Origin of the sequence: Streptomyces sp. NPDC058371, from assembly GCF_042723265.1 — a bacterium.
Classification (GTDB): Bacteria; Actinomycetota; Actinomycetes; order Streptomycetales; family Streptomycetaceae; genus Streptomyces.
In genome coordinates, this window is sequence record NZ_JBHXJC010000006.1 from 63,753 (window position 1) to 86,132 (window position 22,380).

A 22,380-nucleotide genomic window follows, 5' to 3' on the forward strand; every position below is an offset into this window, starting at 1 on the left:
CCTACTTCCAACTCGCGGGGTACCAGGGCCGCACGGGGTTCCGTACGACACGTCTTACGGTGTTGCCTGCTGGGCAACCGTCTGCTCGACCACTCGGCGCAACGCTTTCGTGTCGAGCGGTCCCTGGGCACGCAGCGCCCGTGGGAACGCCCGGCGGCGGACCGCCAGGTCGAGACAGACCAGGGCCGGGTGTACATACGCACCCCGGCCGGGCAGCGTACCGCGAGGATCGGGGGCGCATTCGCCCTCCATCGCCACGATGCGCAGCAGATCGTCCTTGGCCGCTCGCTCCCGGCACCCCACACAAGTGCGCTCAGGGCATGCGCGGGCATGCGTCCGGCCAGACACGCTTAAGTCTACCTCCCCGCGGCGACCTCACCCCTTTGGGGCAAGAATCGAACAGTTGCCGCGCATAAAACTGTCGTGATCTAAGCCACTCGCGGCCTGGATCTATTCCCCGGCCCGGTCAGCGTCCTGCTCGGACGGCTGCTCGGTGTCCGGGCGGATGTCGATGCGCCAGCCGGTCAGACGGGCCGCGAGTCGCGCGTTCTGCCCCTCCTTGCCGATGGCGAGCGACAGCTGGTAGTCGGGAACGGTCACCCGCGCGGAGCGGGCGGCGAGGTCGACGACCTCGACCTTGGAGACCCGGGCCGGGGACAGCGCGTTCGCCACCATCTCGGCAGGGTCGTCCGACCAGTCGACGATGTCGATCTTCTCGCCGTTCAGCTCGGCCATGACATTGCGCACCCGGCCGCCCATGGGACCGATGCAGGCGCCCTTGGCGTTGAGCCCGGAGCGCGTGGAGCGGACGGCGATCTTCGTGCGGTGGCCGGCCTCGCGGGCGATGGCGGAGATCTCGACGGACCCGTCGGCGATCTCCGGGACCTCCAGGGCGAAGAGCTTCTTCACCAGGTTGGGGTGCGTGCGGGAGAGGGTCACGGACGGACCGCGGACACCCTTGGCCACCCGTACGACGTACGAGCGCAGCCGCAGGCCGTGCTGGTACGTCTCGCCGGGGACCTGCTCCTGCACCGGCAGGATGGCCTCCATCTTGCCGATGTCGACCATCACGTTCTTCGGGTCGCGGCCCTGCTGGACCACGCCCGTGACGATGTCGCCCTCACGCCCGGCGTACTCGCCGAGTGTCGCGTCGTCCTCGGCGTCCCGCAGGCGCTGCAGGATGACCTGCTTGGCGGTGGTCGCGGCGATCCGGCCGAACCCGCTCGGGGTGTCGTCGAACTCGCGCGCCTCCTGCCCCTCCTCCAGGTCCTCGGGGTCCTCCTTCGCCCACACGGTGACGTGACCGCTCTCCCGGTTGAGCTCCACGCGCGCGTGGCGGCGGCTTCCCTCGGTGCGGTGATAGGCGATGAGGAGGGCCGACTCGATCGCCTCGACCAGCAGGTCGAAGGAGATCTCCTTCTCCCGTACCAAGCCCCGCAGGGCACTCATGTCGATGTCCACGGCTACGCCTCCTCTGCGTTCTCTTCGTTGTTGTTCTTACGGTTGAACTCGACCTGGACGCGCGCCTTGGCGATGTCCGTGAAGGCCAGGTGCCTGGCGGTGGGCTTGCGCCCCTTCACGCCGGGCACCTCGACGTCGATTCCGTCGTCGTCGACCTGAAGGATCCGGGCGACGAGTTCGTCGTCCTCTGCGAGCTGGAACTTCACGAGCCGGTCGACGGCGCGTACGTAGTGGCGGTGCTCCTTGAGCTCGCGCTCGGCACCGGGGGTTCCGACCTCGAGGGTGTACTCGCCCTCGCCCATCGCGTCCGTCTCGTCGAGCTTCGCCGAGAGCGCGCGGCTCACATCGGCGATCCGGTCCAGATCGGCACCGGTGTCCGAGTCGACGACGACACGCAGCACCCGCTTGCGCCCGACCGAGTCCACTTCGATCTCTTCGAGATCGAGTCCCTGGGAGCTGACGAGCGGTTCCAGCAGTTCTCGCAGCCTCTCGCTCTGGGTGGTGCTCATCCGGGTGACTCCTCGGCCGCGTGTGCTGTTGTGGGTTGGTCGCGTGTCAGGTCAAAGGGTATCCGGTCCCGGGGGGTGTTGCCGTCCACCGTGGCGTGGCCGGATGCGGTACACGGGCGCCCGAGGTGGCCGAAAGGATCACCTCCGGGATCACCGCGGGGGCGCACCTGGCGGGCGATCGGCGTGCGCGCGGGTACCGTGATCACGGGCGTGCCGCCCTCCCTTTCGTACGAGCCTGCCGAGGACGTCTCCCGTGCCGTTCACCCTGCCGCCGCGCACCCCGTCGGGGCCGCGCCGAAGGAGCCTGCTCGCGTCGGCCGCGGGCGCCGTCGCGCTCGCGGGCTGTTCCGCCCCCGATTCCGCCACCGACACCACCGGCGGGAGCCCGTCCGCCGGCGATCGCGCACGCGCGCGTGCCGCCGGGGACAGCGAGACGCTCGCCGCGCGGTACGCCGCGGTGATCGCCGCGCATCCGTCCCTCGCCGAACGGCTGCGGCCGCTGCGCGCGGAGGTCGTACGCCATGCGGAGGCGTTCGACGCCGGGCGCCGGACCTCGGCGTCCGCGTCGGCATCGGCGTCCGGGATCGCCGCGGTGTCCGGCTCCCCGTCCGCGAGCGCCTCCGCGTCCGTGCCGGCCACGGAGAAGGACGCCCTCGCCGACCTGGCCACGGCGGAGCGCACACTGGCCGACCGGCGGGCGAAGGCGCTCCTGGAGGTCCCCGGAGAACTGGCCAGGCTGCTGGCGTCGGTCGCGGCGGCCGGGGCGGCCCACGCGTTCCTGTTGACGGAGGACGGCAAGTGAGCACCCCGAAGGCGGAGAAGAGCGCGCAGCTGAAGGCCGTCCAGGCCGCACTCGGGGCGGAGCACGCCGCGGTGTACGGGTACGGCGTCGTCGGCGGCAGGATCCGCGAGACGCGCCGGGCCGAGGCACGGACGGCGTACGACGCGCACCGAGCGCGCCGCGACGAGCTGGAGCGCGTCGTACGTGACCTGGGCGGCAAGCCGGTCGCCGCGGCGGCCGCGTACGCGCTGCCCTTCGCCGTGCCGGACGCGGCCGCCGCGGTGCGGCTCGCGGCCGAGCTGGAGGAGCGGGTGGCCGGGGTCTACGGCGATCTGGTGCGGGCCACCGAGGGCGAGCGGCGGCGGGCCGCGGCGGACGCCCTGCGGGAAGCGGCGGTGCGGGCGGTGCGCTGGCGGGGCGAGAGCGTAGCCTTCCCTGGTCTTGCCGAGCGGGCGGCCGAGCCCTCCGCGTCGGCGACCTCGGGGACATAACGCGACCTGGAAGGGAATCACTCGCGCATGGCTTTTGAACCGCCGCAGCGCCTCGTACGGGCGCTCGGCGAGACGCCGCAGGACGGGATCGACGGGGTCACCGAGTGGCTGGAGAAGCTGCCCGAGCAGGTTCAACTGGCCGTGGATCTACGCGAGTTGGCCGTCGAGCGGGTGCAGGCGCCGGGTGGACGCAGCAGCCTCGTCGTGCTGGTGCGACAGGTCGACGGGACGCCCGCCGTGCTGAAGTTCGCGCCCGAGCGGGCCCGGCCGCAGAGCGAGCGCGCCGCGCTGGCGCACTGGGACGGCTTCGGCGCCGTCCAGCTGCTCAACCCGGGCGACACCCAGGGCGTACTGCTCCTGGAGCGGCTGCACCCCGAGGTGTCGGTGCGCTCGCTGCCCGAGGCGAAGGCGCTTCTGGAGGCGGCCGGGACACTGCGTCGGCTGTGGGTGGAACCGCCCGCCGGTCATGTCTTCGAGACCGTGGCCGAGCGGACGGGACGGCAGGCCGAGGCGATGCGGGCGAGCGCCGACGGCGAGACCGTGGCGCTGGTGGACGCGGCGCTCGCGGCCCGCGAGGAACTGCTCGCCGACGCTCCCGAGGCGCGGCTGCTGCACGGCACCTTCCGGCAGAGCAAGGTGCTCGCCGGTGAGCGGATGCCGTGGGTGGCGGTGGGCCCCGATCCGGTGGTCGGCGAGAGCGCCTTCGACCTGGCCCGGCTGGTCCGCGACCGGGTGGAGGATCTGATCGCCTCACCCTCGGGCGCGTCCACCACCCGGCGCCGGGTGAAGCGGCTGGCCGAGTCACTCGACCTGGACCAGGACCGGCTGCGGGGCTGGACCCTGTTCCGCGCGGTCGAGTCCGGCGTACGGGCCCGGCGGGTCGGACGCCTCCAGGACGCGGAGCTGCTGCTGGAGTTCGCCGGCTGGCTGTAACCGCCGTACGGCCGACCGGCTGTCACCGCCGCACTGCCGACCGGCTGCAACCGCCGTACGACAGAGCCGTGCGCCGCTCCTCCGCCCCGGGTGAGGCAGCTGAGCGGCGCCTACGACGGCACGGCGACTACGCGCTCAGGCGGGCGATCGCCTCGTCGACCGTCAGCTCCTCGCGCTCGCCGGTCCTGCGGTCCTTGAGCTCCAGCACGCCCTCGGCCGAGCGACGGCCGGCGACCAGGATCTTCGGTACGCCGATGAGCTCGGCGTCCGTGAACTTCACACCCGGCGAGACGCCCGCACGGTCGTCCACCAGCACCCGTACGCCGGCCGCGCCCAGCTTCTCGGAGACGTCGAGTGCCAGCTCGGTCTGCAGGGCCTTGCCGGCGGCGACGACGTGCACGTCGGCCGGGGCGATCTCCTTGGGCCAGCACAGGCCCTGCTCGTCCGCCGACTGCTCGGCCAGCGCGGCCACGGCCCGGGAGACGCCGATGCCGTACGAGCCCATGGTCACGCGGACCGGCTTGCCCTGCCGGCCGAGGACGTCGAGCTGGAAGGTGTCGGCGTACTTGCGGCCGAGCTGGAAGATGTGGCCGATCTCGATGGCGCGGTCCAGCCTCAGGCCGGTGCCGCACTTCGGGCAGGGGTCGCCCGCCTCGACCACGACGACGTCCAGGTGGTCGTCGACCTCGAAGTCACGGCCGGCGACGACGTTGCGGGCGTGCTTGCCCTCCTTGTTGGCACCGGTGATCCAGGACGTGCCGGGGGCCACCCGCGGGTCGGCGATGTAGCGGACCTTCTCCAGGCCCTGCGGGCCGACGTAGCCGCGTACGAGGTCGTCGCGGCCCTCGAAGTCCTCGGCCGTCACCAGCTCGACGACGGCCGGGGCGAGGTGCTCGCCGAGCTTGCCGAGGTCGACCTCGCGGTCACCGGGGACGCCCACGGCGACGATCTCGCCGTCCACCTTGACCAGCAGGTTCTTGAGCGTGGCGGAGGCCGGGACGCCGAGGTGCTGGGCGAGGGTCTCGATGGTGGGAGTGTCGGGGGTGTCCAGCTCCTCGACCGGGCCGTGCTCCGCGGAGACGGGCGTCAGCGTGAAGGTGACCGCCTCCGTGTTCGCCGCGTAGTCGCAGGCGGGGCAGTCCACGAAGGTGTCCTCCCCGGCGGCGGCCGGGGCCAGGAACTCCTCGGACGCCGAGCCGCCCATCGCGCCGGAGACCGCCGACACGATGCGGTAGTCGAGGCCCAGGCGCGCGAAGATCTTCTGGTAGGCGGCGCGGTGCAGCGCGTACGACTCGGCCAGTCCCTCGTCCGTGGTGTCGAAGGAGTACGAGTCCTTCATCTGGAACTCGCGGCCGCGCAGAACGCCCGAGCGGGGACGCGCCTCGTCCCGGTACTTCGTCTGGATCTGGTAGAGCATGACCGGCAGGTCCTTGTAGGACGTGCACTGGTCCTTGACCACGAGCGTGAAGATCTCCTCGTGGGTGGGACCGAGCAGATACTCGCCGCCCTTGCGGTCCTTGAGGCGGAAGAGGAGGTCGCCGTACTCCTCCCAGCGGGCCGACGCCTCGTACGGCTCCTTGGGGAGGAGGGCCGGCAGCAGGACCTCCTGGGCGCCGATCGCGTCCATCTCCTCGCGGACCACCCGGGAGATGTTGTCGAGGACCTTCTTGCCCAGCGGCAGCCAGGTCCAGATGCCGGCGGCGTTGCGGCGCACATAGCCGGCACGCACCAGCAGCTTGTGGCTGAGTGTCTCGGCGTCCGCCGGGTCGTCACGCAGTGTCTTGACCATCAAACGGGACATGCGCTGGACCTGGGCCATGATTCTCGACTCCTGCTGCGTAAGGGTGATGCCAAGGAGGTTAGCCGGGCGGTACGGGCCGGTGGAAATCGGTTACCGCCGACACCCTCTAACCGCGCAGCAACGGCAGCGGGGCGCCCATCACGGCGTACGGCTTCGGGGCGCTCGGGAAGTGGACCCGGCGCGCCAGATCCTCGTATCCCAGCGAGCGGTACAGCCCGCGGGCCGGACTCTCCGCGTCGATCGCGGAGAGGATGGAGCGGGGTTCCGCCGCACCGTCGGTGATGGTGGTGATCAGTCCGCGCCCGGCTCCCCGGTTCTGGTAGTGCGGGTGCACATGCAGCTCGGTGATCACGAAGGAGTCGTCGAGCCAGCCGTCGCGGCCCTGGGCGCGCAGATACGGCTCGACGACGGTGGACCACCAGTGCGCGCGGTCGTTGGGCATGCCGTAGACGAAGCCGACAAGCCGCCCTTCGGGGGTGGTGGCGCCGAACGCGCGGGCTCCCGGGTGGGTCAGGTGCCGCAGCACGATCTGCCGTCGTACGGCGATCTCCTCGGCGCCGAGCCCGAAGGCCAGGGCCTGCACGGCGAGCGCTTCGTCGACGCGCTCGGCGAGATCCAGCGGGCCGATGACCACGTCGTCGGGGTTGCGGGGACCCTGCCCGGGAAAGCGCAGCATGCCGGGGAGACTACAGGCACCTCACGGGTGTCAGAACAGCACGCTCATGAAGGCTCCGACCTCGCGGAACCCCACGCGCCGGTACGTCGCCCGGGCGGCCGTGTTGAAGTCGTTGACGTAGAGACTGGCGACCGGTGCGACGTCGGCGAGGGCGTAGCGCAGGACGGCGGCCATGCCCGGCGCGGCGAGTCCCCGCCCCCGGTATTCGGGGGCGACCCAGACGCCCTGGATCTGGCAGGCCTGGGGGGTCGCGGCGCCGATCTCGGCCTTGAAGGCGACCTTGCCGTCCTGGTCGAGACGGGCGAACGAGCGTCCGGAGCCGACGAGTTCGGCGACCCGGGCCTGGTAGAGCAGCCCGCCGTCGCCGGCCATCGGGGAGACGCCGACCTCCTCGGTGAACATCGCCACACACGCCGGCATGATCGTGTCCATCTCGTCCTTGCGCATCCGGCGGACGTACGGATCCGGGGCGATGTCGGCGGGCAGCCGGTCGGTGATCATCAGCGGCTGATTGCCGCGCACGTCGCGGGCGGGGCCCCAGCTCGGTTCGAGCAGCCGCCACAGCTGGGTGGTGGCTTCGGCGGGGCCGACGATGGAAGAGCAGCGGCGCCCGGCCCGGCGGGCGCGGTCGGCGAACGCGCGCACGGCGCGGGGGGTGGCGCAGATGGGGACCAGATTGGCGCCCGCGTAGCACAGGGACGTCAGCATGCCGTCCTCGTACCAGCCCCACATCTCGCCGCCGAGGCGCCAGGGGTCGAGGCCCGCGACCTGCACCCGGGACATCACGAAGGCGTTCGCCACCGGCTCGCGGTCGAGGACGGCGAGCGCGGCGTCCAGGTCACTCGGTTCGAGGACCCTGGTGGTGGTCTGGGTCAACACGTGCGGGGGCCTCACCATACGGTCTGCTGATCTCCGCACTGTACCTGTCAGGAGTGTGCGGCGCCGTCCTGTTTGCTCGGCTCCAGGAGCCTGCGGGGGCCTGTTCCGCCGCCGCCCGCCCGGCCCCGGGGCGGGCGCCCCGGGCCCCTTCGGCAGGCCGCGGCGGTCTGGTCCGAACGCGAGCGGGCCGCAGACGCTCCGGCTCGCCGCAGCGGGTCAGCCCGCGACCGACACCGAGGGCTCGCCGGAGGCGATTCCCTCCGCCTCCATCTTCTCGGCGAGCTTCATCGCCTCCTCGATCAGGGTCTCCACGATCTTCGACTCGGGGACGGTCTTGATGACCTCGCCCTTGACGAAGATCTGCCCCTTCCCGTTGCCGGAGGCGACACCGAGGTCGGCCTCGCGGGCCTCGCCCGGGCCGTTCACCACGCAGCCCATGACGGCGACGCGCAGCGGGACCTCCATGCCGGTCAGGCCCGCGGTGACCTCTTCGGCCAGCTTGTAGACGTCGACCTGGGCACGCCCGCAGGACGGGCAGGAGACGATCTCCAGGCCGCGCTGCTTGAGGTTGAGGGACTCCAGGATCTGCAGACCGACCTTGACCTCCTCGACCGGCGGCGCGCTCAGGGAGACCCGGATCGTGTCGCCGATGCCTTCGGAGAGGAGCGCGCCGAAGGCGACGGCCGACTTGATCGTGCCCTGGAAGGCCGGACCCGCCTCGGTCACACCGAGGTGCAGCGGGTAGTCGCAGGCCGCGGCGAGCTGCCGGTAGGCGTTGACCATGATCACCGGGTCGTTGTGCTTGACCGAGATCTTGATGTCCCGGAAGTCGTGCTCCTCGAAGAGCGAGCACTCCCACAGGGCCGATTCGACGAGCGCCTCGGGCGTCGCCTTGCCGTACTTCTGGAGCAGCCGCTTGTCGAGCGAGCCCGCGTTGACGCCGATCCGGATCGGGGTGCCGGTGTCCTTGGCGGCCCGCGCGATCTCCTTGACCTGGTCGTCGAACTGCTTGATGTTGCCCGGGTTCACGCGGACGGCCGCGCAGCCCGCGTCGATCGCCGCGAAGACGTACTTCGGCTGGAAGTGGATGTCCGCGATGACGGGGATCTGCGACTTGCGGGCGATGGTGGCGAGCGCGTCGGCGTCGTCCTGGGTGGGGCAGGCGACCCGGACGATCTGGCAGCCGGACGCGGTCAGTTCGGCGATCTGCTGCAGCGTGGCGCCGATGTCCGACGTACGCGTCGTCGTCATCGACTGCACCGAGACCGGTGCGTCTCCACCCACGGCCACCGTTCCGACCTGGATCTGCCGGCTCTTCCGGCGCTCGGCGAGCTTGGTCGGAACGGACGGCATGCCGAGAGAAATCGCAGTCATCTGCTGTGCAACCCCAAGTTGTGGATCAAGGTCCCTGAATCGTGGGCTCCAGGCTTCGAGATTACGGCACGGGCGAACGCCCGAGCACATCCCGCCCCCAAACCCACCCAATGGAGGGCGGCCGGGCACCCAGGGTGCCCGGCCGCCTCGAACAGCGCCTTGCTAGTTGATTTTCACCGGGTTAACCACGTCCGCGATCAGCACCAGAATCGTGAAGCAGACGAAGATTCCGGCCACCACGTACGCGACGGGCATCAGCTTCGCCACGTCGAAGGGACCCGGGTCGGGCCGCTTCAGGACCCGCGCCGTGCTGCGCCGCAGCGACTCCCACAGCGCGCCGGCGATGTGCCCGCCGTCGAGCGGGAGCAGCGGCAGCATGTTGAACAGGAACAGCGAGAGGTTGAAGCCCGCGACGAGCAGCAGCATCATCGCGATCTGCTGGGACGCCGGGATGTCCAGGGTGAAGACATCGCCGCCGATCCGGGCCGCGCCGACCACGCCCATCGGGGAGTCCGCCGCGCGCGGGCCGTCGCCGAAGGCCGCGTCCCACAGGGCGGGGACCTTGCCGGGCAGCGCGATCAGCGACTCGACGCCGTTCTGCATCATGTCGCCCATGCGGTCCACGGACTGTCCGAAGGACTGCTCGACGATGCCGGAGGCGGGCGTGAAGCCGAGGAAGCCGGCGTACACGTACTTGCCCTCGACGTAGCCGCCGTTGCCGTCGGTCTTGCTGACCTGGTTCTTGATCAGGTGGGCGGCGAGATCGAGCTGCCGGCCCTTGCGCTCGACGGTGAGGGTGACGTCCTTGCCGGGGTTGGCGCGGATGTCGGACTGCAGCGCCGACCAGTCCTCGACGGGCTTGCCGTTGAAGCCGATGATCTTGTCGCCGAGCTTGAGCCCGGCGGCCTTGGCGGGGGCGGCCTCGTCGCCCTTCGCGCACTTCGTGCGGTTCTCGCTCTGCTGGATGACGCAGTCCGAGACCCGGCCGACCGTGGTCGTCTGGGTGTTGACGCCGAACGTCATCATCACGCCGAGGAAGATCGCCACGGCCAGGATCAGGTTCATGAAGGGGCCCGCGAACATCACGATGACCCGCTTCCACGGCTTGCGCGTGTAGAAGAGGCGGGACTCGTCGCCCGGCTTGAGCTCCTCGAAGGCGGCCGACCTGGCGTCCTCGATCATGCCGCGGAAGGGGGAGCTGGAGCGGGCCTCGATCTTGCCGTCCGGGCCGGGCGGGAACATCCCGATCATGCGGATGTAGCCGCCGAGGGGGACCGCCTTGATGCCGTACTCCGTGTCGCCCTTCTTGCGCGACCAGATGGTCGGCCCGAAGCCGACCATGTACTGCGGCACACGGATGCCGAAGAGCTTGGCCGTCGACAGATGTCCCAGCTCGTGCCAGGCGATCGAGATGAGCAGGCCGACCGCGAAGACGACTATGCCGAGGATCATCATCAGGGTCGTCATGCACGCGCCTCCGCGGTCGTCTGCGCCGTTGTCTTGGTGAGTTCCCGGGCCCGGGCCCGTGCCCAGGTCTCCGCTTCGAGGACGTCCGCGACGGTCAGGGAAGTTCCCGAACGAGGTGTGCCGTGTTCCCCGACCACCCTCGTGACGGTCTCCATGATCCCGTTGAACGGCAGGGTGCCGTTCAGGAACGCGTCCACGCACTCCTCGTTTGCGGCATTGAACACCGCCGGGGCCGTACCCGCGAGCTGTCCCACGTGCCGGGCGAGTCCGACGGACGGGAACGCGTCGGTGTCGAGCGGGAAGAACTCCCAGCTCGACGCCTTGGTCCAGTCGAATGCGGGCGCCGCGTCCGGGACGCGCTCGGGCCAGCCGAGCCCGATGGCGATCGGCCCGCGCATGTCGGGGGGCGTCGCCTGGGCCAGCGTCGATCCATCGGTGAACTCAACCATCGAGTGGACATACGACTGCGGGTGCACCACCACCTCAATCCGCTCGAAGGGAATGTCGTAGAGGAGGTGCGCCTCGATGACTTCGAGCCCCTTGTTGACGAGGGTCGCGGAGTTGACCGTGATGACCGGTCCCATGGCCCAGGTGGGGTGGGCGAGGGCGTCCTCGGGGATCACGTGCGCCAGCTCGGACTTCGTACGTCCCCGGAAGGGGCCGCCGGATGCCGTGACGACGAGTTTGCGCACGTCGGCACGGGTGCCGCCGGCGAGGGCCTGGAAGAGGGCGGCGTGCTCGGAGTCGACGGGGATGATCTGGCCCGGCTTGGCCAGCGCCTTCACCAACGGGCCGCCGACGATGAGCGACTCCTTGTTGGCGAGCGCGAGGGTGCGGCCCGCCTCCAGGGCGGCGAGGGTGGGCGCGAGGCCGATGGAGCCGGTGATTCCGTTGAGCACCGTGTGGCAGTCGGAGGCGGCCACCCGGGTGGCCGCGTCGGGCCCGGCGAGGATCTCGGGGAGCGGCTCGCCCGTCCCGTACCGCGCGGTCAGCGCCTCGCGCAGGGCCGGTACGACGTCTTCGCGGGCGACGGCGACCACGCCGACGCGCAGCCGGTGGGCCTGCTCCGCCAGCAGTCCGACCCTCCCGCCCGCGGCGGAGAGCGCGGTGACCCGGAACCGGTCGGGGTTGCGCAGCACGAGGTCGATGGCCTGGGTGCCGATCGAACCGGTGGAACCGAGGATCACGACATCCCGGACTCCGTCCACGGGGTCGAAAACGAGATGCGGATCAGCTAGGGGGGCTGGACTGTCGCTCATCCCCCCATTGTTGCCGCAACGCGGCCCCGGCAGGACAGCGCATCCCACTCCCGGCCCTTCATAACACTCCTGGGTACCGAGTGAGGCCAAAATGCCCTTTTTGGAGAAAGGGTGAATATCTCATGACAACACTGCACTACCGGCCGGTGGACGACTGGTCGGAATGTAACTCTGGGGGGTTCTCATGCGCATACGTGCTGCCCTGCCCGCGCTTGCCGGAGCGGTGGCTTTGACGGGCACGTTTCTCGGCACCGCTCCGGCCCACGCCGCCGGAAGCGTCTTCATCTACGAGGTGTACTACAACAGTCCCGGCTCGGACCACGGTTCGAACGCCTCACTGAACGCCGAGTGGGTCCGGGTGAAGAACAGCACCTCCGCCGCGGTCTCCCTGAAGAACTGGAAGATCAAGGACAACACCGGCTACACGTACACGTTCGGTGACGTGAAGGTCGGCGCGGGCCACAGCAAGAAGGTCCACACCGGAGTCGGCACGAACAACGCGTACGACAAGTACTGGGGCCGCGGCTGGTACGTGTGGAACAACACCGGCGACACGGCGAAGCTCTACAAGGCGAACGGCACGAAGGTCGACTCGTGCACCTGGTCGAACAGCGGCAGCTACAAGTACTGCTGAGCGGAGTCCAGCCGCGCACGCCGTCGCCCGGTCCGGAACTCCCGGGCCGGGCGACGGGGACGTCAGCGAATGGGACGGTGGACGTTCTTCCGCTGGGACGCGCCGGGGGTGGCGTCCGCGATCCAGGGCCCTTCACCCGAGGGGTCGATCACGCCGTGCTCCAGCCACTCGTACGTGCCCGACAGCACGCCCTTGACCACGGTGCGGTCGAGATCGTCGGTGTTGGTCCACAGCCGGGCGAAGAGTTCGTCGACGCGGATGCGGGACTGGCGGCAGAAGGCGTCGGCGAGCTGGTAGGCCTCCCGGCCGTGCTCCTCCGTGGTGCGCAGGAGTTCGGCGCGTACGCAGGCCGCGCTCATCGCGAAGAGCTCGGCGCCGATGTCGACGATCCGGCCGAGGAAGCCCTGCTTGGTCTCCATGCGCCCCTGCCAGCGGGACATGGCGTAGAAGGTGGAACGGGCGAGCTTGCGGGCGCTGCGCTCGACGAAACGCAGGTGCCCGGACAGGTCGACATGCCCGTCCGGGTGGAAGTCGCCGTACGTGCCCGGGAGTTGGCCCGCGCCCGCGACCAGCTTCGGCAGCCACTTGGCGTAGAAGACGCCGGCGTTCGCGCCCGCCTTCGCCTTGTCCGAGAGGGACTTCTCGGGGTCGATGAGGTCGCCCGCGACCTTCAGGTGCGCGTCCACGGCCTCGCGGGCGATCAGCAGATGCATGATCTCCGTGGAGCCCTCGAAGATGCGGTTGATGCGCAGGTCGCGCAGGATCTGCTCGGTCGGCACGGCGCGCTCTCCGCGGGCCGCGAGCGACTCGGCGGTCTCGAAACCCCGGCCGCCGCGGATCTGGACCAGCTCGTCGGCCATGAGCCAGGCCATCTCGGAGCCGTACAGCTTGGCGAGGGCGGCCTCGATGCGGATGTCGTTGCGGTTCTCGTCCGCCATCTGGGAGGACAGGTCGAGGACGGCCTCCAGGGCGAACGTCGTCGCCGCGATGAAGGAGATCTTCGCGCCGACCGCCTCGTGGAAGGCCACCGGCTTGCCCCACTGCTCGCGCGCCGCCGACCACTCGCGGGCGATCTTCAGGCACCACTTGCCCGCGCCCACGCACATGGCGGGCAGCGAGAGCCGCCCGGTGTTCAGCGTGGTCAGGGCGATCTTCAGACCCGCGCCCTCGGGGCCGATCCGGTTCGCGGCGGGGACGCGCACCTGGTGGAAGCGGGTGACCCCGTTCTCCAGGCCGCGCAGGCCCATGAAGGCGTTGCGGTTCTCGACCGTGATGCCCTCGGAGGCCGCCTCGACCACGAAGGCCGTGATGCCGCCCTTGTGGCCCTCGGACTTCGGCACGCGGGCCATGACGACGAGCAGGTCGGCGACGACGCCGTTGGTCGTCCAGAGCTTCACTCCGTCGAGGACGTAGTCGTCCCCGTCCGGTACGGCGGTGGTGGCGAGCCGGGCCGGGTCGGAGCCCACGTCCGGCTCGGTCAGCAGGAAGGCCGAGATGTCGGTGCGGGCGCAGCGCGGCAGGAAGGTGTCCCGCTGCTCCTGGGTGCCGAAGAGCTTCAGCGGCTGCGGTACGCCGATCGACTGATGGGCGGAGAGCAGGGCGCCGATCGCCGGGCTCGCGGAGCCGACCAGGGCGAGCGCCTTGTTGTAGTACACCTGCGTGAGGCCCAGGCCGCCGTACTTGGTGTCGATCTTCATGCCGAGGGCGCCGAGCTCCTTGAGCCCGTTGACGACCTCGTCCGGGATCTGTGCCTCGCGCTCGATACGGGCCGAGTCGATCTTCGTCTCGCAGAAGTCGCGCAGCTTGGCGAGGAACTCCTCGCCGCGCTGGGCTGCCTCGTCCGACGGCAGGGGGTGCGGGTGGATCAGGTCGAGCCGGAAGCGGCCGAGGAACAGCTCCTTGGCGAAACTCGGCTTGCGCCAGTCCTGTTCGCGCGCGGCCTCGGCGACCTGGCGTGCCTCACGTTCGGAGACTGTGGGCTTGGGGGGTGTTGCGGACATGAGGCTCACCTCGCCGCGAATAGGGAACTTGGGGCTGTTCGTTACCGACCGGTGCTACCCGATCGTATGTACCCGATTCGGGCCGCCCCCACCAGTCCTCGCGCAGCGTTCGGCCGAACGTGCGCCCGCCCCGGGCCGCCGGCGGCCGTGGTCACATGGGCCGGCTCGACCGTCCGCAGCCGCGACGACCCGAACTCGTCCACCACGCCTGCGCCTTCGGGAACGGCGGAAGGGCGGGCGGGGAGCCCGCCACCCCGGGCACCCGGCGCCCGCTTCCCGCATACGACAACGGCCGGAGCCCCCGCACAGTGGGCTCCGGCCGTCGGTCTACGGGTTTTCAGAGGGCGAGGCCCGTCAGCACGAGAACGCGCTCGTACGTGTAGTCGTCCATCGCGAACCGCACACCCTCGCGGCCGACGCCGGACTGCTTCACACCGCCGTAGGGCATCTGGTCGGCGCGGTAGGAGGGCACGTCACCGACCACGACACCACCGACCTCCAGGGCCCGGTGGGCACGGAAGGCGGTCTGCAGGTCGTGGGTGAACACACCTGCCTGGAGGCCGTACTTGGACTCGTTGACGGCGGCGAAGGCGGCCGCCTCCCCGTCCACCTTCTGCACCGTGAGGACCGGTCCGAAGACCTCCTCGCAGGAGAGGGTGGCGTCGGCCGGTACGTCGGCGAGGACGGTCGGCGCATAGGAGGCGCCGTCGCGCTTGCCGCCGGTGAGGAGCGTGGCGCCGGACTCGACGGCCTCGTCGACCCAGGACTCGACGCGCTGGGCGGCGTCCTCGCTGACCAGGGGGCCGACGTCGGTCTTGGCGTCCGTCGGGTCGCCGGTGACCTGGGCCTCGACGGCGGCGACGATACGCGGCAGCAGGCGCTCGTAGACGGACGCGTCGGCGATCACCCGCTGCACGGAGATGCAGGACTGGCCGCCCTGGTAGTTGGAGAAGGTGGCGATGCGGGTCGCCGCCCAGTCCAGGTCCTCGTCGCTCGCGAAGTCGGCCAGCACGACGGCCGCGCCGTTGCCACCCAGCTCCAGGGTGCAGTGCTTGCGCGGGACCGAGTCCATGATCGCGTAGCCGACCTTCTCGGAACCGGTGAAGGAGATGACGGGCAGCCGCTCGTCCTGCACCAGGGCGGGCATCCGCTCGTTGGACACCGGGAGGATGCTCCACGAACCGGCCGGCAGCTCGGTCTCGGCGAGCAGGTCACCGATGATGAGGCCGGACAGCGGGGTCGCGGGGGCGGGCTTCAGGATGATCGGCGCGCCGGCCGCGATCGCCGGGGCGATCTTGTGGGCGCACAGGTTCAGGGGGAAGTTGAACGGGGCGATGCCCAGCACGACGCCCTTGGGGAAGCGGCGGGTCAGCGCGAGCCGGCCCTGTCCGCCCAGGTCGGTGTCGAGGCGCTGCGCCTCGCCGCCGTTGAACCGGCGGGCCTCCTCGGCGGCGAACCGGAACACGGACACCGCGCGGCCGACCTCGCCGCGGGCCCACTTGATCGGCTTGCCGTTCTCGGCGGAGATGAGCTGCGCGATCTCCTCGGTCCGCTCGGTCAGCCGCCTGCTCACGTGGTCGAGGGCGGCGGCGCGGATGTGGGCCGGGGTCGCGGCGAACTCGTCGCGTACGGCGTACGCGGCGGCCACGGCTTCCTCGACCTGGGCCTCGGTCGGCACGCTGACCTGGGCGACGAGTCGTCCGTCCCACGGTGAGGTGACGTCGAAGGTGGTCTCGCCGGTGGCCTGGCGGCCGGCGAGCCAGAAGGCGTGGGTGGCTGCCACGGTCTCATTCGGCATTCTCGAGTCCCGGCCCTTCCGAGGTTGAGGTGATCCTGTGCGTTTCCTGCCCCACGGTAGGCCCGGGACGCGGCGCGCCCACTTGTCCACGACGTCAGACTCGCCCACCCGCACGCTCCACCCCGTCCAAGCCCTCGGCGAGCCCGGGGCCTGCAAAATGCCGCCCGGGGGCCCGGTCCCGTACGTGCATCGGCACCCGGCGTGGTTGCCGGCGCAGGGCTGCGTCGGCGAGCCCGGCGCCGCGGGGGTGCCCGCAGCGCAAGACGGCGACGGCGGGCTGCCAAGGGCCCGCAACCCCCACGCACCCGCAGTCGCCGAAGCACGCAAGGGGCCGTGCCGGTACATCAAATGCCCGTCGCCATGCGTCAGGACAGGCAACCGAGCGCCCCCAGAAGACAGCACAGCCGGTAGGGCGACGGGCGGATGTACCGGCACGGACCCGACCCACCCACCACCGGACGGCGAACCACCCACCGCCGGCACAAGGCGAACCACCCACCGCCGGGCGACGAACCGGCCCACACAAGGCGGCCACCGCCAAGCCCTACTCCCCCGCGGCCGAAGCCTTCAGGGCCAGCCACAGCTCCATGCGGACGTCCGGATCGTCGAGGGAGCGGCCCAGGATCTCCTCCACGCGCCGCATCCGGTAGCGCAGCGTGTGCCGGTGGACCCCGAGGTCCGCGGCGGCCGCGTCCCACTGCCCGTGCCGCGACAACCAGGCCCGCAGCGAGGCGACCAGGTCACCGCGCCCGGTCGCGTCGTGCTCGTACAGCGCCCGCAGCAAGCCGTCCGCAAAGGCCCGCACCGCGTCGTCCGCGAGCAACGGCAGCACGGACCCGGCCGCCAGATCCTCGTGCTCGACGAGCGCGCGATCCCGCCGCCGGGCCACCGACAGCGCCTGCTCGGCCTGCTTGTACGCGGCACCCGCGGCGATCGGCCCGGCAGGCGCCGAGAGCCCGACGACGAGCTCGCCCTCCTCGCCGGCAGGCTGCTCCCGGACCGCGGCCCGGGCCGCCTCCAGGGCCGCCGCGTGCTCCTGGCAGGCGGAGACGGCCGCACCCCCGTCGACGGCGAGCACCACGAGCCGTTCGCCGTCGGGCACGACGAGCACGGACTCACCGGAGCGCGCGGCGGCGGACTCGACGACCTCGGCGAGCCCCCCGAGGGAATCGCCGCGCGGGTCGGACACCGCGCCCGAGCCGCCGGAACCACCGGAACCGGCAGAGGCGCCGGCGCCAACGCCCGCCGCCCGCGGATACCCGTCGGCATGGGCACGGCCGGCAGACGCGGACGCGGACTCCGCCAGGATCAGCCGGAAGGGCGCGTCGAGCAGCTCGCCGTACAGGCCCCCGGCGACGGCGCGCGCATGGTCGGACTCGCCGGCGAGGAGCATGCGCAGCACGGCCTCGCCGATCCGCTGCTCGGCGGCGTACAGGGACCGCGACCGTTCGGTGGTGAGCGTCAGCAGGGCGATCGCGGAGTGCACGGCGTACCGTTCGGCGGTGCCGAGGGCGGCGGCGGTCCCGACGGCGAGCGCGGCGCGCGGCCGGCGCCCGGTGCCGAGCGAGTGCAGCTCGATCCGGTCCTCCCCGCCGGGGCCGCCGACGACGGAGCTCGCGGGCGCGGGCCGCTCCCGCAGCCGTTCGACGTCGGCGGTGATGCGCGCGGCCCTGCGCCCGGCCCACTCGGGTGCGGTGGCCACGACGGCGCCGGACGCGTCGTACAGCGCCGCCCACCCGTCGACCTGCCCGGCGAGCGCGGCGAGCACGCCTTCGGGACCGCCGCTCAGCGCCTGCTTGGTCAGCTCGCGCTGGGCGGCGAACCCCGCGGTCACGGCACGGTACTGATCGGCGGCGATCGCGGCGGAGACGGCCTTGCTGATGGCGAGAAACGGTGTGCGCCGGGGCACTTCGAGGAGCGGCAGCCCCTCCTTCTCCGCGGCTTCGACGAGTGCCTTCGGGATCTCGTCGTAGTTGACCCCGACAGCGAAGCCGAGTCCCACGACCCCGGCGCCGGCCAGCCGCTTCACGTACCGCCGCATGACCTCGGGATCGTCCGCGTCCAGCTTGAGCGCGGTGATCAGCAGCAGCTCCCCGCCCTCCATGTAGGGCACGGGGTCGGCGAGCTCGCTGACATGCGCCCAGCGGACGGGTACGTCCAGGCGATCCTCGCCCGCCCGCACGGTCAGTTTCAGCGCGGAGTGGTGGACGAGCGAGGCGAGCGTGGGGGGCATGGGACCTTCAGGTCTTCACGGGATCTTCGACGGTCACGGGCAGTGTGATCTTTTGGCCGCCACGTATGAACGACCTATGTCGATTCTGCCTCACCGTACGGTCACCCGGTGACGGTAACTCCAGACGCCCCGACCCCAGGATCCCGTCAGCTCCCGTCAGCTCCCGTCGGAGGACTGCGCCCGCAGATCCACCAGCAGGGGCGGCGCGTGCTCGCCCTTCACACTCGTGAGTGACAGCACCGCGTGCCCCGGCGGCACCCCGTGCGCCAGCTCGGACGCCGACCACCGCTCCCGCTCGACCTGCCGCACGGTGACGGCCCGGGCGGTCGGCGCGTGCCCGGTGATCACCCGCCGCAGCATGTGCACGGCCTTCCCGGCCGGGGTCTCCGCGATGATCTGCCGGTCGGTGACGTCCCGCGCCTCGATCCACTCCTTGCCCCAGACCTCGGCGAAGTCCTGTCCGTCCCAGGGGGTGAGCCCGGACAGCGCCATCCGGCAGCCGATGGCGCCGAGCAGCGGGCTGCGCAGCGGCCGGGGTACGTCGTCGAGCGTGCGCAGGGTCAGCACGGCGCCCGCGTTGCCGGAGCGCAGCCGCTGAATGCCCCGGACGGCTTCCGGGGTGATGACACCGGTCGCGTCGTCGAGCACCAGGCAGGCGAACAGGGACCGGTCCTCGCGGACGGCGACGCTGGCCGTGAACTGTGCGAGCACGAGCCGCGCGAGGATCCGCGAGGCGTCGGCGTGCCCCCGCTGGGGCAGGTCGATGCGGACCCGCACCGGGTGGTCGAGGGCGCGCAGCGAGAAGGGCCGCGACTGCCCGGACGTGTCGAAGAAGCCGGCGAAGGCGGGCCGGTCGAGCAACGCGACCCGGTCGGCGAGGACACTGCCGACATCCCCGGGGTGCCCCAACTGCCGCTCCCGCGCGTCGAGTTCCCGCAGCAGCGAGGCCTGCCCGGCGTCCTCGAGCCCCTTGCGCAGGGCGGCGAGCGGTCCGGGCGAGCCGTCGAGGAGCTGGCGCAGTTCCGGTACGGAGGGGAAGCGGCCGTGGACGGCGCGGTACGGCCCGAGCAGCTGGGCCAGCACCGTGGTGGACCGCCGGCTGTCGCCGCTGGGGTGCGGATCGGCGAGATCCCCGACGAGCGCCTCGGCGAGTACGGCCGCCGCTTCGTCGGGGTCGGTGGTGCCGCCGTACAGATCGAGGTCGTACACGGAGTCGGGGTTCCCGATCCGCACGACGACGTCGTAGGCCTCGGTGGGGCCGAGCCCGGCTCCGGCGGCTCCCACCACGACGACGGCCGCCCGGCCGGCGAGCGCGTGCAGGCACAGCGACTCGGCGAGCGGCCGGACGATCCCGCCGGTCTTGCCGGAACCGGGGGGCCCGACGGCGAGCAGCGAGGTGCCGAGGAGGTCGGGGCCGAGGGCGAGGCCGGTACCGCGGTAGGCGTACGGGTTCCGGGGGTCGTCGGCGGTCGTGCCGAGCCGCACCTGCCCGGTCACCAGGTCGTGCCGGGCGAGCCGGCCGGGCAGATCGCGGTCGCCCGACGGGTGCAGACAGGCGGCGGCACCCTCCTCGAGCACGGTGCCGTTGAAGGTGGCGAGGCTGTGCCGTCCGCTGCGTACGCTCTGCCAGGCGCGGGCGATCCGGGCGTGGTCGACGTCGCGCATCAGCCCGGCGCGGGCCTCGGCGGCGAGCCGGTCGGCGGCGTCGGAGGCCCCGGCGGCGCGGAGGTGGTTCCACTGGGCGGGGTCCTCTTCGGGCGCCGGCGGCCGTTCGGCCACGGGTGCGGCGCGCAGCCAGGCAGGCGGTCCGTACCGCCGCCACACCTCACCCCATCGGCCGAGTCGCCCGACCCCGATCATGATGACGAGGGCGATCAGCGTGTAGTAGCCGTACCAGAGGAACGCGTTCCCGACCCGGTCGCCGCTGTGCCGCCAGGAGTCGGGGGTGAACAGCTCCAGCGGCAGCACCCACCAGCCGCCCAGATATCCGTTCCACAGCAGCGACCAGATGAGCCACCCCACCAGGAACGCGATCACGGCACCGCTCAGCAGCTGCCGCCCCGGAATCTGCTCCGGTTCCTCCTCGGGCCGGGGCCGGTGCCCGAACCGCCACACGCCCGGCGCCGCGTCCGGCCGCGGAGTCCGTACCCAGGTCAGGAACGCGGACCCGTCCGGCAGCGGGGGCATGCCCGGCGCCCGGGCCGGCCTGGGCGGTGTCGCGGGCACCTCGGGCGGCCCCGCCGGACGCGGCACAGGATTCGCATGTGTGCCCCGTGCGTCCTGCGTGCCGTCGCTGTCCATCGCCCTTGCCCCCTGACCAGCCGATCCGTGCCTCGTACGCGGGTCAATCTAGTGCCCTGCCCGGGGGAGTTCACCGTTTACGCGGCCGGACCTGTGCGGACCTGGATCCGGCCGGGCGCCTCGGCTCTATGTCCACGGCGGACAAGCGGATCCCCCGACAACTCCCACATGGAGCATGCCCACCCCCCGTCCCCGGCCCTAGCCTGCGAAGAAAGAAGGCAAGCGTCCGAAAAACACCCCGCCCGGACCGGCCCGGTCCACCGGAACAGCCCGGTCGCCGGCTCAGCCGGGTTCGTAAGATCTCAGGGAGCCCCTCATGAGCGCACTTCCGCAGGAGCGCCGCGTCGTCACCGCCATCCCCGGCCCGAAGTCGCAGGAGCTGCAGGCCCGCCGTACCGCCGTGGTCGCGGCCGGTGTGGGCTCCGTGCTGCCGGTCTTCACCACGCGCGCCGGCGGCGGGATCATCGAGGACGTCGACGGCAACCGCCTGATCGACTTCGGCTCCGGTATCGCCGTGACGTCGGTCGGCGCGTCCGCCGAGGCCGTCGTACGCCGGGCGAGCGCCCAGCTCCAGGACTTCACCCACACCTGTTTCATGGTCACGCCGTACGAGGGCTACGTCGCCGTCGCCGAGGCGCTGGCCGAGCTCACGCCGGGTGACCACGCGAAGAAGTCGGCCCTGTTCAACTCGGGCGCCGAGGCCGTCGAGAACGCGGTCAAGATCGCCCGTGCGCACACCAAGCGCCAGGCCGTCGTCGTCTTCGACCACGGCTACCACGGCCGTACGAACCTCACGATGGCGCTGACCTCGAAGAACATGCCGTACAAGAACGGCTTCGGCCCGTTCGCGCCCGAGGTCTACCGGGTGCCGGTGGCGTACGGCTACCGCTGGCTGACCGGCCCGGAGAACGCAGGGGCCGAGGCGTCCGCGCAGGCCATCGACATGATCAACAAGCAGATCGGCGCCGACAACGTCGCCGCGATCATCATCGAGCCGCTGCTCGGCGAGGGCGGCTTCATCGAGCCCGCGAAGGGCTTCCTTCCGGCCATCAGCAAGTTCGCCCAGGACAACGGCATCGTCTTCGTCGCGGACGAGATCCAGTCCGGCTTCTGCCGCACCGGCCAGTGGTTCGCCTGCGAGGACGAGGGCATCGTCCCGGACCTGATCACGACCGCCAAGGGCATCGCGGGCGGTCTGCCGCTCGCCGCCGTGACCGGCCGCGCCGAGATCATGGACGCCGCGCACGCGGGCGGCCTGGGTGGCACCTACGGCGGCAACCCGGTGGCCTGCGCGGGCGCGCTCGGCGCGATCGAGACCATGAAGGAGCTCGACCTCAACGCCAAGGCGAAGAACATCGAGGCCGTCATGAAGGCCCGGCTGGGCGCCATGGCCGAGAAGTTCGACATCATCGGCGATGTCCGCGGCCGCGGCGCGATGATCGCGATCGAGCTCGTCAAGGACCGCGACACCAAGGAGCCGAACGCGGAGGCGGCCGGTGCGCTCGCCAAGGCGTGCCACCAGGAGGGCCTGCTGGTCCTGACCTGTGGCACCTACGGCAACGTCCTCCGGTTCCTGCCCCCGCTGGTCATCGGCGAGGACCTCCTGAACGAGGGCCTCGACATCATCGAGCAGGCCTTCGCCCGTATCTGAGGTCCCGCACGTCCCGGCCCGGGCATCCGGGCTGGTCGTCGCCCTGCATTCCGTTTCGCGGGCGGGCCGGGGCGGGGACGGTCAGAGCGTGTGAAGAACGTGTGCGAGGTGGATGACAGGACGCGATTCCGT

At 71.4% G+C, this 22,380-nt stretch carries 18 protein-coding genes; 5 read left to right on the forward strand and 13 right to left on the reverse strand.

The features are described from left to right. Nucleotides 1–54 precede the first annotated feature (54 nt). The 3 genes from ACFWM2_RS19905 to rimP all read right to left on the reverse strand — a co-directional run bounded on the left by ACFWM2_RS19905 (nt 55) and on the right by rimP (nt 1,970). Nucleotides 55–348 (reverse strand): YlxR family protein, encoded by a 294-nt coding sequence (locus tag ACFWM2_RS19905; protein ID WP_383281257.1) that lies wholly within the window; start codon nt 346–348, stop codon nt 55–57. A 102-nt stretch (nt 349–450) separates the two neighbouring features. Next, a complete protein-coding gene (nusA, locus tag ACFWM2_RS19910; RefSeq protein ID WP_383281260.1) occupies nt 451–1,461 on the reverse strand; it encodes a transcription termination factor NusA in 1,011 nt (336 codons plus the stop codon). A 2-nt stretch (nt 1,462–1,463) separates the two neighbouring features. Beyond that, nucleotides 1,464–1,970, reverse strand: a complete 507-nt coding sequence (rimP, locus tag ACFWM2_RS19915; protein WP_383281263.1) for a ribosome maturation factor RimP — start codon at nt 1,968–1,970, stop codon at nt 1,464–1,466. A 253-nt stretch (nt 1,971–2,223) separates the two neighbouring features. Here rimP and ACFWM2_RS19920 point away from each other — a divergent pair, with 253 nt between their 5' ends. From ACFWM2_RS19920 to ACFWM2_RS19930, 3 genes are read left to right on the forward strand one after another with little or no spacing between them, the layout of a single operon-like run. Further along, nucleotides 2,224–2,772, forward strand: coding sequence for a hypothetical protein (locus ACFWM2_RS19920; RefSeq protein ID WP_383281266.1), 549 nt, complete (start codon nt 2,224–2,226; stop codon nt 2,770–2,772). Then, entirely contained in the window at nt 2,769–3,242 is a 474-nt protein-coding gene (locus ACFWM2_RS19925) for a ferritin-like domain-containing protein (protein ID WP_383281269.1), read from the forward strand. Before ACFWM2_RS19920 ends, ACFWM2_RS19925 begins: the two co-directional genes overlap by 4 nt. A gap of 27 nt (nt 3,243–3,269) precedes the next feature. Beyond that, nucleotides 3,270–4,175 (forward strand): aminoglycoside phosphotransferase family protein, encoded by a 906-nt coding sequence (locus ACFWM2_RS19930; RefSeq protein WP_383281271.1) that lies wholly within the window; start codon nt 3,270–3,272, stop codon nt 4,173–4,175. A 127-nt stretch (nt 4,176–4,302) separates the two neighbouring features. On the opposite strand, the gene ACFWM2_RS19935 is transcribed toward ACFWM2_RS19930, so the two are convergent. The 6 genes from ACFWM2_RS19935 to dxr all read right to left on the reverse strand — a co-directional run bounded on the left by ACFWM2_RS19935 (nt 4,303) and on the right by dxr (nt 11,631). After that, nucleotides 4,303–5,994 (reverse strand): proline--tRNA ligase, encoded by a 1,692-nt coding sequence (locus tag ACFWM2_RS19935; RefSeq protein ID WP_383281274.1) that lies wholly within the window; start codon nt 5,992–5,994, stop codon nt 4,303–4,305. Between the two features lie 88 nt (nt 5,995–6,082). Further along, on the reverse strand, nt 6,083–6,652 hold the full coding sequence (locus ACFWM2_RS19940) for a GNAT family N-acetyltransferase (protein WP_383281277.1): 570 nt from the start codon (nt 6,650–6,652) through the stop codon (nt 6,083–6,085). 30 nt (nt 6,653–6,682) lie between these two features. Continuing rightward, a complete protein-coding gene (locus tag ACFWM2_RS19945; protein WP_383281280.1) occupies nt 6,683–7,531 on the reverse strand; it encodes a GNAT family N-acetyltransferase in 849 nt (282 codons plus the stop codon). A 216-nt stretch (nt 7,532–7,747) separates the two neighbouring features. Then, a complete protein-coding gene (gene ispG / locus ACFWM2_RS19950) occupies nt 7,748–8,905 on the reverse strand; it encodes a flavodoxin-dependent (E)-4-hydroxy-3-methylbut-2-enyl-diphosphate synthase (RefSeq protein ID WP_383281282.1) in 1,158 nt (385 codons plus the stop codon). Nucleotides 8,906–9,067: 162 nt separating this feature from the next. Next, nucleotides 9,068–10,372 (reverse strand): M50 family metallopeptidase, encoded by a 1,305-nt coding sequence (locus ACFWM2_RS19955; RefSeq protein WP_383281285.1) that lies wholly within the window; start codon nt 10,370–10,372, stop codon nt 9,068–9,070. Further along, the gene (gene dxr / locus ACFWM2_RS19960; RefSeq protein ID WP_383281288.1) at nt 10,369–11,631 is read right to left on the reverse strand and encodes a 1-deoxy-D-xylulose-5-phosphate reductoisomerase; all 1,263 of its coding nucleotides are present in this window, start codon (nt 11,629–11,631) and stop codon (nt 10,369–10,371) included. Before dxr ends, ACFWM2_RS19955 begins: the two co-directional genes overlap by 4 nt. 184 nt (nt 11,632–11,815) lie before the next feature. On the opposite strand from dxr, the gene ACFWM2_RS19965 reads away from it, so the two are divergent. Next, nucleotides 11,816–12,265, forward strand: coding sequence for a lamin tail domain-containing protein (locus ACFWM2_RS19965; protein WP_383281291.1), 450 nt, complete (start codon nt 11,816–11,818; stop codon nt 12,263–12,265). Nucleotides 12,266–12,327: 62 nt separating this feature from the next. Here the strand turns inward: ACFWM2_RS19965 and ACFWM2_RS19970 are convergent, their stop codons facing one another. The 4 genes from ACFWM2_RS19970 to ACFWM2_RS19985 all read right to left on the reverse strand — a co-directional run bounded on the left by ACFWM2_RS19970 (nt 12,328) and on the right by ACFWM2_RS19985 (nt 20,597). Further along, the gene (locus ACFWM2_RS19970; RefSeq protein ID WP_383281294.1) at nt 12,328–14,265 is read right to left on the reverse strand and encodes an acyl-CoA dehydrogenase family protein; all 1,938 of its coding nucleotides are present in this window, start codon (nt 14,263–14,265) and stop codon (nt 12,328–12,330) included. A gap of 337 nt (nt 14,266–14,602) precedes the next feature. Next, on the reverse strand, nt 14,603–16,048 hold the full coding sequence (locus ACFWM2_RS19975) for an aldehyde dehydrogenase family protein (RefSeq protein WP_383281985.1): 1,446 nt from the start codon (nt 16,046–16,048) through the stop codon (nt 14,603–14,605). Nucleotides 16,049–16,607: 559 nt separating this feature from the next. Beyond that, the gene (locus ACFWM2_RS19980; protein ID WP_383281297.1) at nt 16,608–18,296 is read right to left on the reverse strand and encodes a PucR family transcriptional regulator; all 1,689 of its coding nucleotides are present in this window, start codon (nt 18,294–18,296) and stop codon (nt 16,608–16,610) included. 156 nt (nt 18,297–18,452) lie between these two features. Next, nucleotides 18,453–20,597 carry an ATP-binding protein gene (locus tag ACFWM2_RS19985; protein ID WP_383281300.1) on the reverse strand — a complete coding sequence of 715 codons (2,145 nt, stop codon included), beginning with the start codon at nt 20,595–20,597 and terminating at the stop codon, nt 18,453–18,455. Between the two features lie 316 nt (nt 20,598–20,913). Between ACFWM2_RS19985 and gabT the strand changes: the two genes are divergently transcribed. Next, complete coding sequence (gene gabT / locus ACFWM2_RS19990) at nt 20,914–22,248, forward strand: 4-aminobutyrate--2-oxoglutarate transaminase (protein WP_383281303.1); 1,335 nt, start codon at nt 20,914–20,916, stop codon at nt 22,246–22,248. Nucleotides 22,249–22,380 lie beyond the last annotated feature (132 nt).